This is a genomic window from Fusobacterium massiliense, assembly GCF_900095705.1.
Classification (GTDB): Bacteria; Fusobacteriota; Fusobacteriia; order Fusobacteriales; family Fusobacteriaceae; genus Fusobacterium; species Fusobacterium massiliense.
In genome coordinates this window covers 871,924-884,009 of sequence record NZ_LT608327.1, presented here as the reverse complement: position 1 = coordinate 884,009, position 12,086 = coordinate 871,924, and the positions used below count along the sequence as shown (strand labels likewise).

The window sequence follows — 12,086 nt, the reverse complement described above, 5'->3', positions numbered from 1 at the left end:
AAAAAATAGGTTAAAATAATTAAGGGCACACAAAGGATGCCTTGGTAGTAAGAGCCGATGAAGGACGTGGTAAGCTGCGATAAGCCTAGATAAGTTGCAAACGAACGTAAGAGTCTAGGATTTCCGAATGGAGCAATCTATTAAGATGAAGTCTTAATACGAAAGAGGGAACCGCGTGAACTGAAACATCTAAGTAACGCGAGGAAAAGAAAGTAAAAACGATACCCAAAGTAGCGGCGAGCGAAATGGGTCAAGCCTAAACCTTAAACGTGTCAAGGATACAGCCGTTGCGTTTAAGGGGTTGAGGGACAGAGTGCTGAAGAACTGTAAGCTATTCAATATTGTATATCGCTTAACTAGAATTATCTGGAAAGATAAACCGTAGAAGGTGAAAGTCCTGTATGGGTACTCCGATATACGTATAACTTTGATCCCAAGTAACATGGAACACGAGGAATTCTGTGTGAATCAGTGAGGACCATATCTCATAAGGCTAAATACTCTTACTAACCGATAGCGCATAGTACCGTGAGGGAAAGGTGAAAAGAACCCCGGGAGGGGAGTGAAATAGAACCTGAAATTGTGTGCTTACAAGCGGTCAGAGCCAGTAATGGTGATGGCGTGCCTTTTGGAGAATGATCCTGCGAGTTACGTTAAACGGCGAGGTTAAGTATAACGGAGCCGTAGGGAAACCGAGTCTTAATAGGGCGATTTAGTCGTTTGGCGTAGACGCGAAACCTGGTGATCTAAACCTGTCCAGGATGAAGCTGTGGTAAGACACAGTGGAGGTCCTAACCCACCGCCGTTGAAAAGTTGGGGGATGAGGTAGGTTTAGGGGTGAAAAGCCAATCGAACCAGGAGATAGCTCGTTCTCTCCGAAATGCATCTAGGTGCAGCCTTGAGTGTTCAATTATGGGGGTAGAGCACTGAATGATCTAGGGGGCGTATTGCTTACTGAAATCAATCAAACTCCGAATACCATAATTTAAAAGCTCAGGAGTGAGACCATGGGAGTTAACTTCCATCGTCGAAAGGGAAACAACCCAGACCACCAGCTAAGGTCCCTAATTATAACTAAGTGGGAAAGGAGGTGGAGATTCACAAACAACTAGGAGGTTGGCTTAGAAGCAGCCACACCTTTAAAGAGTGCGTAATAGCTCACTAGTCGAGAGTCTCTGCGCCGACAATGTAACGGGGCTAAGTTATAAACCGAAGCTGTGGAATCCGTAAGGATTGGTAGGAGAGCGTTCTGTAGGCCGTTGAAGGAGAAGGGTAACCGACTTTGGAGGTATCAGAAGTGAGAATGCAGGAATAAGTAGCGAGAAAGGGGGCGAGAATCCCCCTCGCCGGAAGACCAAGGTTTTCAGGGTAAAGCTTGTCTTCCCTGAGTAAGCCGGGACCTAAGCCCAGGCTATATTGCGTAGGCGAATGGAAAACAGATTAATATTTCTGTGCCAGTCATATATTGTGATGGAGGGACGCAGAAGGGTATGCGCGCGGACGAACGGAAGTGTCCGTATAAGCATGTAGAGTGATCTAATAGGAAAATCCGTTAGATTATACTTAAGGTGTGATGTATAGCCGTAAGGTTAATGCGCAAATCCCACGCTGCCGAGAAAAGCTTCTAGCGTTAATGTATGACTGCCCGTACTGTAAACCGACACAGGTGGTCAGGATGAGAAATCTAAGGCGGACAGGCTAACTCTCGTTAAGGAACTCTGCAAAATAACCCCGTAACTTCGGGAGAAGGGGAGCCCTTAGATGTTACTAGCTACGCGCTAGAAAGCGTTTGAGGGTCGCAGTGAAGAGGCTCAAGCAACTGTTTAACAAAAACACAGGTCTATGCTAAGCTGTAAGGCGATGTATATGGGCTGACACCTGCCCAGTGCCGGAAGGTTAAGAGGAGGAGTGAGAGCTCCGAATTGAAGCCCCGGTGAACGGCGGCCGTAACTATAACGGTCCTAAGGTAGCGAAATTCCTTGTCGGGTAAGTTCCGACCTGCACGAATGGTGTAATGATTTGAGCGCTGTCTTGACGGGAGGCCTGGTGAAATTGTATTACCGGTGAAGATACCGGTTACCTACAGTAGGACGGAAAGACCCCATGGAGCTTTACTGTAGCTTGGTATTGGGTTTTGGCATTGCATGTATAGGATAGTTGGGAGACTATGATGGTATGGCGCTAGCTGTATCGGAGTCATCGGTGGAATACCAACCATTCAATGCTGAAATTCTAATCTGTGGTTTGTAGCCACGGAGACAGTGCTAGGTGGGCAGTTTGACTGGGGCGGTCGCCTCCGAAAGAGTAACGGAGGCGTTCAAAGGTTCTCTCAGGTTGGATGGAAATCAACCATAGAGTGCAATGGCATAAGAGAGCTTGACTGCAAGACTGACGGGTCGAGCAGATGCGAAAGCAGGACATAGTGATCCGGCGATTCCGAATGGAAGGGTCGTCGCTCAACGGATAAAAGCTACCCTGGGGATAACAGGCTGATCCTACCCGAGAGTCCATATCGACGGTAGGGTTTGGCACCTCGATGTCGGCTCATCGCATCCTGGGGCTGGAGAAGGTCCCAAGGGTTGGGCTGTTCGCCCATTAAAGCGGTACGTGAGCTGGGTTCAGAACGTCGTGAGACAGTTCGGTCCCTATCCACTGTAGGCGTTAGAATATTGAGAAGATCTGTCCTTAGTACGAGAGGACCGGGATGGACAAACCTCTGATGTACCAGTTGTCACGCCAGTGGCACAGCTGGGTAGTCACGTTTGGAATAGATAACCGCTGAAAGCATCTAAGCGGGAAACTAACTTCAAGATAAGTATTCTTTTAAGATACCTTCGAGCCTAGGAGGTTGATAGGTTGGGGGTGTAAGTACAGCAATGTATTTAGCTGACCAATACTAATTATCGTAGTTTTAACCTAAGTCTACTATATAGTTTCAAGTGTTCAGACTTGCATATATTAATAATATATGATACAATTAAATTGCTTGGTGAGAATAGCTATGGGGGTACACCTAGTAACATTCCGAACCTAGAAGTTAAGCCCATATACGCTGATGGTACTTGGCTGGAAGCGGCCTGGGAGAGTATGGATTTGCCAAGCTATGAATGAAGAGAAGCTAATGCTTCTCTTTTTTTTGTTATTATATAGTAAAGTATAAATTTAATATGAAAATTAGTTTCTGATGTCCGTATTACTCTGGAGAGCATTTCGGTGAGCTCGGAAGAGTCATATGGCTGTCAGGAGACTTTATTTAGCTATGAAGAATTATAAATTTAAAATTAAAAAATATTGAATAAATTTAAAATATATGTTAGTATACAAAATATAGAGAAAATTGAATAATAAAAACTAGTTACGAGGGAGTCAATAAATTGACTGAGAAAAGGATGTGAGCCTTGACCTTTTGACCTGATTTGGATAATGCCAACGTAGGAAGTTAGAGAGTTTAAGATTAAAAGCATACACAAATTAGGGGTATGCTTTTTTATTCTATAGAAAAGTATAAAATCAAATAACAAAATTACTCTCTGATGTCCGTATTAGTTTGAAGAGCCTATGTTCATTGAGCTCGTAGAACTCATATGTCTGTCAAGAGATTTTATGCTCTATAAGAAATTGTAATTTAATAATATAAATTTTAATTTAGGAGATGATGTTATGTATAAGACACAATTGGAAGCTGCTAGAAAAGGTATTTTAACAAAAGAAATGAAAGTTATTGCAAAAGAGGAGTTTATTGATGAGAAAATTTTAATTGAAAGAATTGCAAAAGGAGAAATAGCAATTCCAGCAAATAAAAATCATAAGTCTATTTTGCCAAAAGGAGTTGGAACAGGACTTTCAACAAAAATAAATGTAAATTTAGGAATTTCAAAAGATTGTCCTGATGTAGATAAAGAACTAGAAAAAGTAAAAGTTGCAATAGATATGAAAGCTGACGCAATAATGGATTTGAGTTCTTTTGGAAAAACGGAAGAATTTAGAAAAAAATTAATTAATATGTCTACTGCAATGGTTGGAACAGTTCCAGTTTATGATGCAATAGGTTTTTATGACAAAGAATTAAAGGATATTAAGGCAGCTGAATTTATAGATGTTGTTAGAAAACATGCTCAAGATGGAGTAGATTTTGTAACTATACATGCTGGATTAAATAGGGAAGCAGTAGAACTTTTTAAGAGAAATAAAAGAATAACTAATATTGTGTCAAGAGGAGGTTCTCTTGTTTATGCTTGGATGGAATTAAATAAAGCTGAAAATCCATTTTATGAAAATTTTGATGAAATATTAGATATCTGTGAAGAATATGACATGACCATAAGTTTGGGAGATGCTTTGAGACCTGGTTGCTTAAATGATGCAACAGATGCTTGTCAAATAAAAGAACTTATTACTCTTGGAGAACTTACAAAGAGAGCTTGGGAAAGAAATGTTCAAATTATAATTGAAGGTCCGGGACATATGGCAATAAATGAAATAGAGGCCAATGTAATTTTAGAGAAAAAGCTTTGCCATAATGCACCATTTTATGTGTTAGGGCCATTGGTGACAGATATAGCTCCTGGATATGATCATATAACATCTGCAATAGGGGGAGCAGTTGCAGCTGCAGCTGGGGTAGATTTCTTATGTTATGTAACACCTGCTGAGCATTTAAGATTACCAAATTTAGAAGATATGAAAGAAGGAATAATAGCTACAAGAATAGCAGCACATGCAGCAGATATAGCCAAAAAAGTTCCAAAAGCTATTGATTGGGATAATAGAATGGCAAAATATAGGGCAGATATTAATTGGGAAGGAATGTTTTCGGAAGCAATAGATGAGGAAAAAGCAAGAAGATACAGAAAAGAATCAGCTCCAGAAAATGAAGATACTTGTACTATGTGTGGAAAAATGTGCTCTATGAGAACTATGAAAAAAGTAATGTCAGGGGAAGATTTAAATATTTTACTTTAAAATTATTTTTAATTGTATATATTATAAAGTTAAAAAGTAAAATTAATCTCTGATTCCCATATTAGTTTGAAGAGCCTATGTTCATTGAGATCATAGAATTCATAGTCTGTCAAGAGACTTTTCTTATTTATTTAAGTTCATAAAATGATATGGTTGTCAATGGAATTTATTAATTTTGAATGAAGAGGGATTAACATGGTAACAATTAACGGAAAAATTGAAAAAATTAGTGCTATTTCTCTATTAGATTATTTAGAAAAGAATAAGTATAGAATAGATAGGATAGTTGTTGAATATAACGGAGAGATAATAAAAAAAGATAAATTTTCTAAAATAATGATTCAAGATAAAGATAGCATTGAAATTGTATCTTTAGTTGGAGGAGGATAGAAATTTATTAATTATGGAAGGAATAATAGGAAAAATAAAAGAAGAAGATTTATTTATAAGAAATGTTAAAAAGACTAGAGAAAAATTAAAAAAAGCAGAAATTTGTATTTTAGGGCTTGGGGGTTTAGGCTCTAATGTTGCTATGTTACTAGCTAGAGCTGGAGTTGGAAAAATAAAATTAGTTGATTTTGATAAAGTTGAAGCTAGTAATTTAAACAGACAGCAATATAGGCTATCACATATAGGAAAAGAGAAAACTCTAGCTTTAAAAGAAATTATTGAAGAAATAAATCCTTTTATTGAAATAGAGCTTGAGAATATAAAGGTGAATGATAAAAATTTATCTTCAATAATTAAAAATATAAATATTATAGTTGAAGCTTTTGATGAAGCTGAGACAAAGACTATGCTAATAAATGAAATATTATTAAACTATAAAGATAAATTAGTTATATCAGCATCAGGAATGGCTGGAATGGGCTCATCAAATGAAATAATTACAAAAAAAATTAATGATAGATTTTATTTGATTGGAGATAACTATTCAGATTATGATGAATATTCTGGAATAATGTCAACAAGAGTAATGATTTGTGCTGCCCATCAAGCTAATTTGGTATTAAGGCTAATATTAGGAGAAGAAAAAAATGGAAATATTAAAGGATAGTTTTAAATTAGGAAACAAAGAGTTTAATTCAAGATTCATATTAGGTTCTGGAAAATATTCAAATGAATTAATAAAAAGTGCAATAGAGTTTGCAAATACAGAAATAATTACACTAGCAATGAGAAGAGCAATTGCTGGAGATAAGGAAAATATTTTGGATTATATTCCCAAAAATATTACTTTACTTCCAAATACTTCTGGAGCAAGAAATGCTGAAGAAGCAGTTAGAATAGCTAGATTAGCTAGAGAATGTACACAAAGTGAATTTATAAAAATTGAAGTTATAAGAGATAGTAAATATTTATTACCAGATAATTTTGAAACAATAAAAGCAACAGAAATACTGGCAAAAGATGGTTTTGTTGTAATGCCTTATATGTATCCAGATTTAAATGTTGCTAGGGATTTAAGAGATGCGGGAGCTGCTTGTATTATGCCTTTAGCCTCTCCAATAGGTTCAAACAGAGGAATGGCAACTAAAGATTTTATTCAAATTTTATTAGATGAAATAGACTTACCGATAATTGTTGATGCAGGAATAGGAAAACCATCTCAAGCCTGTGAAGCAATGGAAATGGGAGTTACAGCAATTATGGCAAATACAGCTATTGCAACTTCTGGAGATATACCTAGAATGGCAAGAGCATTTTCATATGCAATTCAAGCTGGAAGAGAAGCATATCTTGCAAAAATGGGAAGGGTGTTGGAAAAAGGAGCCTCTGCATCTTCTCCACTTACAGGCTTTTTAAATTTATAGGAAAGTATAAAGTTAAAAGTAAAAATTAGCATCTGACATCTGTATTAGTTCGAAGAGCCTGTATTTATTGAGCTCATAGAACTCATACGGCTATCAAGAGACTTTAATTAAGGAGTTATAAAATGGATACATATATGAAAGGTATGGAAATTATAGAATCAGATATCTTAGATAAAGTGATTTCAGAAATGAATAATTATAAGTATACTGAAATTACGGATGAAGATATAAAAGAAGCATTGAGAAAAGAAAGTTTGAATGTGAAAGATTTTCAAGCATTACTTTCTCCTAAAGCTATTAATTATCTTGAAGAAATGGCAATAAAAGCAAAAAAAATGAAAGAAAAATATTTTGGAAATTCTATTTATATGTTTACTCCTTTATACATTTCTAATTATTGTGATAATTATTGTATTTATTGTGGTTTTAATTCTCATAATAAAATAAAAAGAGCTAAATTGAATTTAGAACAAGTTGAAAAAGAGCTACTAGAAATTTCAAAAACAGGACTACAAGAGATTTTAATACTTACCGGAGAAAGTCAAAGATACTCTGATATAAATTATATTGGTGAAGCTTGTAAAATAGCAAAAAAATATTTTAATAATGTAGGGATTGAAATTTATCCAGTAAATAGTGAAGATTATAAATATTTGCATTCTTGTGGAGTTGATTATGTAACAATATTTCAAGAAACATATAATTCAAAAAAATATAGTACTTTACATTTAGAGGGGCATAAAAAAGTTTTTTCATATAGATTTTATTCTCAAGAAAGAGCCTTAATGGGAGGAATGAGAGGTGTAGGTTTTGCAGCTTTATTGGGTCTAGATGATTTTAGAAAAGATGCTTTTGCAACAGCCTATCATGCTTATTTGCTACAAAGGAAATACCCTAGAGCAGAAATATCTATTTCTTGTCCTAGATTAAGACCTATAATTAACAATCAAAAAATTAATCCTAAAGATGTTCATGAAAAAGAACTACTTCAAATAGTATGTGCATACAGAATATTTTTACCTTTTGCAAATATTACCATATCAACAAGAGAAAATGAAAATTTTAGAAATAATATTGTTAAGATAGCTGCAACTAAAATTTCAGCTGGAGTTAATACCGGTATTGGAGCTCATTCAGATAAGTGTAAAGAAAAAGGAGACGAACAATTTGATATTGCAGACAAAAGAAGTGTTGTTGAGATTTTTGAACAATTAAAAAATGAGAATTTACAGCCAGTTATGAATGATTATATTTATACTTTGTAATTTTTGAGGAAAATAAAAATGGAGAAAATAAAGTTATTAATTATTAGTAATAGGAAATTATGTAAAAATGAAAATCTTGAAAAACAACTAGAAAAAATATTTATTGATTATGAGGAAAAAACAAAATTTAAGGAATTTCAAATAGAAGGAGTAATTTTAAGAGAAAAAGATTTATTAGAAATAGATTATTTAAAATTATTAAAAAATGTAGAAAAAGTAGTCGAAAAAAATAATGGAAGGATAATAATTCATAAAAACTATGATATTTTAAAAGAAAAAAATAAAAATGTAGTTGGATTACATTTATCTTTTGAAACTTTTTTAAATTTAGATGAAAATAAAATAGAAAATTTAAGACAAATATATGGGAAAATTGGAGTGTCAGTACATACTTTAGAAGAAGCAAAAAAATCTCAAGATTTGGGAGCTAATTATATAATTGTAGGTCATATATTCAATACTGACTGTAAAAAAGGATTAAAACCTAAAGGGTTGGATTTTCTAAAAGAGATAGCTAAAGAAATAAAAATAGAAGTCTTTGCTATTGGAGGAATAGACTTTAACAATTATTCGGAGGTCATAAAAACTGGAGTTACAGGAGTTTGTATGATGTCGGGTTTAATGAAATATTAAACTAAAAATAATTAAGCAAATAATTTTTTATAATATTTTTTAGAAAAAATCTAAATTTAGATGGGAAAATTAATCCCTGATATTTATATTAGTTAATGACTTTTACTTATTGGGTTATGATACTAATATGATGTCAGGGATTTTATTTCTTAAAAAAATAGTCTCTGACGTCCGTATTAGTTCGAAGAGCTTTTATTCATCGAGCTCGTAGAACTCATACGGCTGTCAAGAGACTTTTATTTAGTCATTTTCATATTTTTTCATTAAAAATTCTTTAGCAACTTGTGGGAATAAAGCATAAGTTAATACATCTTCTTCAGTTCTTGCAAACTCTCTACTTTCTTCAACCATAGTATCGTATTCTGGTTCTAATTTATCTGCAGGTCTTCCTAAAAATACTTCTTCATTACCTATAATAATTTTTTTCATTTCTTCAGTTATAGGAACAGGGCTTTTTCCATATAAACCTCTTACATAATTTTTAATTTCGTTAGGTATCAATTTATATCTTTGACCAGTTAAAACATTAAATACAGCTTGAGTTCCAACCATTTGGCTAAGTGGAGTAACTAAAGGAGGATATCCTAAATCTGCTCTAACTCTTGGGATTTCTTTTAACACATCTTCGTATTTATCTTCAGCTTTTTGTAATTTTAATTGAGCTAGAAGATTTGATAACATTCCACCAGGTAATTGATATTCAACTATACTTGGTTCTGTCATAAGAGCTTGAGGATTTAAAGTACCTTCTTTTAAATATTTAGCTCTTATAGGTTTAAAGTATTCAGCTATTTCTTTAAGTAAGTTTAAATCAAAACCAGTTTCTCTTTCAGTGCCTTCAAGACTTCTTACTATACTTTCTGTTGCTGGCTGAGAAGTTCCACCAGATAGAGGAGATATTGCTGTATCGATTATATCAGCTCCTGCTTCAATAGCTCTTAAATATGTCATACTAGCAAGTCCAGCCGTAGCATGAGTATGTATTTCTAAAGGAACTCTTAAGATTGATTTCAATTCTTTTACTAGAGTATAAGCAAACTCTGGCAACAAGATTCCAGACATATCTTTGATTGCTATTGAATCAGCTCCCATTTCTTGCATTTCTAAAGCTAAATTTTTATAATATTCAACAGTGTGAACAGGACTTATAGTATAACTTATTGTAAGTTGTGCATGTCCACCGTATTTCTTAGTGGCTTCACAAGCTGTTTTTAGATTACGAGTATCATTTAGAGCATCGAAAATACGTATAATATCAATACCATTTTGTATAGATTTTTTTATAAATCTTTCAACAATATCATCAGGATAATTACGGTACCCTAAAAGATTTTGACCTCTAAGTAACATTTGAAGCTTTGTATTTTTTACTCTAGCTTTAATTTCTCTTAATCTTTCCCAAGGATCTTCGTTAAGATATCTTATAGCAGCATCAAAAGTAGCTCCACCCCACATTTCTAATGAGTGATAACCTACATTATCTAATTTTTCTATTATGGGTAACATTTCATTTGTAGTTAAACGAGTTGCCATTAGTGATTGATGCCCATCTCTTAGACAAGTTTCCATTATTTTTATTTTACTCACTTTTTATTCCTCCATTATATTTACTAACCAAAGATTGTTAGAATAGCCTATTATTAATTAATAGGCTATTGTAGATTAAATATTTTAAGTTTTTAATTCTATAGAAAGTATAAAATTAAATAGTAAAAATAAGTCTCTGACATTAGTTCGAAGAGCCTGTGTTCATTGAGCTCGTAGAACTATACGGCTGTCAAGAGAGACTTTTTTATTATTATTTTATCGTAATAATACTAAAAATTTTTAATATTATACTATATTGTATATATACTTGTAAAGTGCTATAAATTAATAAAAAATTATTATAGTCTAGAAAAAATAAAAAATGAGAGATTATGATATCTCTATAATAATCTCTCATTATATATTTTTCTATGGGAAACTACAATAGTAAAAGTTAGTCTCTGACGTCCATATTAGTTTGTTCGAAGAGCCCGTGTTTATTGAGCTTGTAGAACTGGCTGTCGAGAGACTTTATTTATTATCCAATTCCCCCTAGTAAAGCTCCAGCAACTAGAGCAACTATAGCTAAGAAACAGTATACATATTTTCCAGATAGGAAAAACCATGCACCAATTTTTTTGTTAGATCCCATATTAACATTTTCTTCAGCAAAGTCTTTTCCAGCAACCCAGAAGAACATAACGGCTGCAAGTAAAGCTCCAAGAGGACAAATATAGATTGATACAACATCCATCCATTCAGAAACAATTCCTTGAATACAAATAGCTACGATACAACCAATTATATGAATAATGGCTGTTGCCGTTATACGTTTAGCTTTAAATCTTTCTTGTAGATATGCAACTGGAGCTTCGTATAGATTAATAATTGAACTAACTCCTGCAAATAAAACACATAGATAAAAGATGATTTCTATAATTCTTCCGCCAGCCATATTATTCATAATATTTATTAAATAAATGAACATAAGACCGGGACCACCAGAGGATAATTCTGCACCACCAACGGCCATAGCAGGAATTATAACCAAAGCTGCAAGTAGAGCAGCTAAAGTATCAAAAAATGCTACATTTTTAGCAGAGTTAGGAATATCTTCACTTTTGCTTAAATATGAACCATAAATTACAGAACCATTTCCAGCAACAGAAAGTGAGAAAAATGCTTGACCAAAAGCATAAATCCAAATTTTAGGATCAAGAAGGCCACTAAAATTTACTGTAAAAATATATTTATAGCCATTAGAAGATCCAGGTTGAAATAATATATAGACACCAAGTAATAGGAATAAAATAAATAATACAGGCATCATAATTTTATTAGATTTTTCTATTCCACCTGCAACACCTAAAGACATAATTCCAAAACTTACTATAAGTGATATAACTATCCAAAAATTAGCACCCCAAGCAGAAGCGGTTTTTCCAAAAGTTGAACCTATAAGATCCATATTGCTTTGCATTGCAAACATAGAACCGTCAATAGACATCCAAGCATACTTAAAAACCCAGCCCATAACACAGGAATAACCTATTGCGAGTGCTAAAGAACCTACTATTGGTATAATTCCTATTCTTTCACCTAATTTTCTATTTCCTTTCATTGCGGTACACATACCAAATGCTCCAACAGGGCCAGCAGCGGCTGCACGACCTAAGGCAAATTCTTCTATAACTCCAGTTGAACCTATAAAAATTACAAAAATAAAATAAGGAATTAAAAAAGTCATTCCGCCCCATTCTGAAACTAGAACGGGAAATCTCCAAATATTTCCCATTCCTACAGCAGAACCAATACAAGCTAAGATGAAACCCCATTTAGTAGCAAAGCCGTCTCTTTTCTCAATACTACCCATAAAATTCCTCCC

8 protein-coding genes, 2 rRNA genes and 1 riboswitch are annotated in these 12,086 nt (G+C 33.9%); of the genes, 8 read left to right on the top strand and 2 right to left on the bottom strand.

Annotated elements, in window-relative coordinates; all coding sequences use genetic code 11:
• Positions 1–8 precede the first annotated feature (8 nt).
• From BQ2505_RS08525 to BQ2505_RS08490, 8 genes are all read left to right on the top strand, one after another.
• Positions 9–2,919: ribosomal RNA gene (locus BQ2505_RS08525) — 23S ribosomal RNA — on the top strand.
• Positions 2,920–2,985: 66 nt separating this feature from the next.
• Positions 2,986–3,102, top strand: a 5S ribosomal RNA gene (rrf, locus tag BQ2505_RS08520).
• Between the two features lie 247 nt (positions 3,103–3,349).
• Positions 3,350–3,455, top strand: a riboswitch (TPP riboswitch).
• Positions 3,456–3,660: 205 nt separating this feature from the next.
• Positions 3,661–4,962, top strand: coding sequence for a phosphomethylpyrimidine synthase ThiC (gene thiC, locus BQ2505_RS08515; RefSeq protein WP_074017326.1), 1,302 nt, complete (start codon positions 3,661–3,663; stop codon positions 4,960–4,962).
• Between the two features lie 195 nt (positions 4,963–5,157).
• Positions 5,158–5,352, top strand: coding sequence for a sulfur carrier protein ThiS (gene thiS / locus BQ2505_RS08510; protein WP_074017325.1), 195 nt, complete (start codon positions 5,158–5,160; stop codon positions 5,350–5,352).
• Between the two features lie 13 nt (positions 5,353–5,365).
• Positions 5,366–6,019, top strand: a complete 654-nt coding sequence (gene thiF, locus BQ2505_RS08505; RefSeq protein WP_074017324.1) for a sulfur carrier protein ThiS adenylyltransferase ThiF — start codon at positions 5,366–5,368, stop codon at positions 6,017–6,019.
• Positions 6,000–6,776 carry a thiazole synthase gene (locus tag BQ2505_RS08500; protein WP_074017323.1) on the top strand — a complete coding sequence of 259 codons (777 nt, stop codon included), beginning with the start codon at positions 6,000–6,002 and terminating at the stop codon, positions 6,774–6,776. Before thiF ends, BQ2505_RS08500 begins: the two co-directional genes overlap by 20 nt.
• A gap of 122 nt (positions 6,777–6,898) precedes the next feature.
• On the top strand, positions 6,899–8,041 hold the full coding sequence (gene thiH, locus BQ2505_RS08495; RefSeq protein ID WP_074017322.1) for a 2-iminoacetate synthase ThiH: 1,143 nt from the start codon (positions 6,899–6,901) through the stop codon (positions 8,039–8,041).
• A gap of 18 nt (positions 8,042–8,059) precedes the next feature.
• Positions 8,060–8,674: a thiamine phosphate synthase gene (locus BQ2505_RS08490; RefSeq protein WP_074017321.1), complete on the top strand. Its 615-nt coding sequence runs from the start codon at positions 8,060–8,062 to the stop codon at positions 8,672–8,674.
• 240 nt (positions 8,675–8,914) lie between these two features.
• Here the strand turns inward: BQ2505_RS08490 and BQ2505_RS08485 are convergent, their stop codons facing one another.
• Together BQ2505_RS08485 and BQ2505_RS08480 are read right to left on the bottom strand one after the other, a co-directional pair.
• Positions 8,915–10,261 (bottom strand): oxaloacetate decarboxylase subunit alpha, encoded by a 1,347-nt coding sequence (locus tag BQ2505_RS08485; RefSeq protein WP_074017320.1) that lies wholly within the window; start codon positions 10,259–10,261, stop codon positions 8,915–8,917.
• A gap of 478 nt (positions 10,262–10,739) precedes the next feature.
• The gene (locus BQ2505_RS08480) at positions 10,740–12,074 is read right to left on the bottom strand and encodes a sodium-dependent transporter (protein ID WP_074017319.1); all 1,335 of its coding nucleotides are present in this window, start codon (positions 12,072–12,074) and stop codon (positions 10,740–10,742) included.
• Positions 12,075–12,086 lie beyond the last annotated feature (12 nt).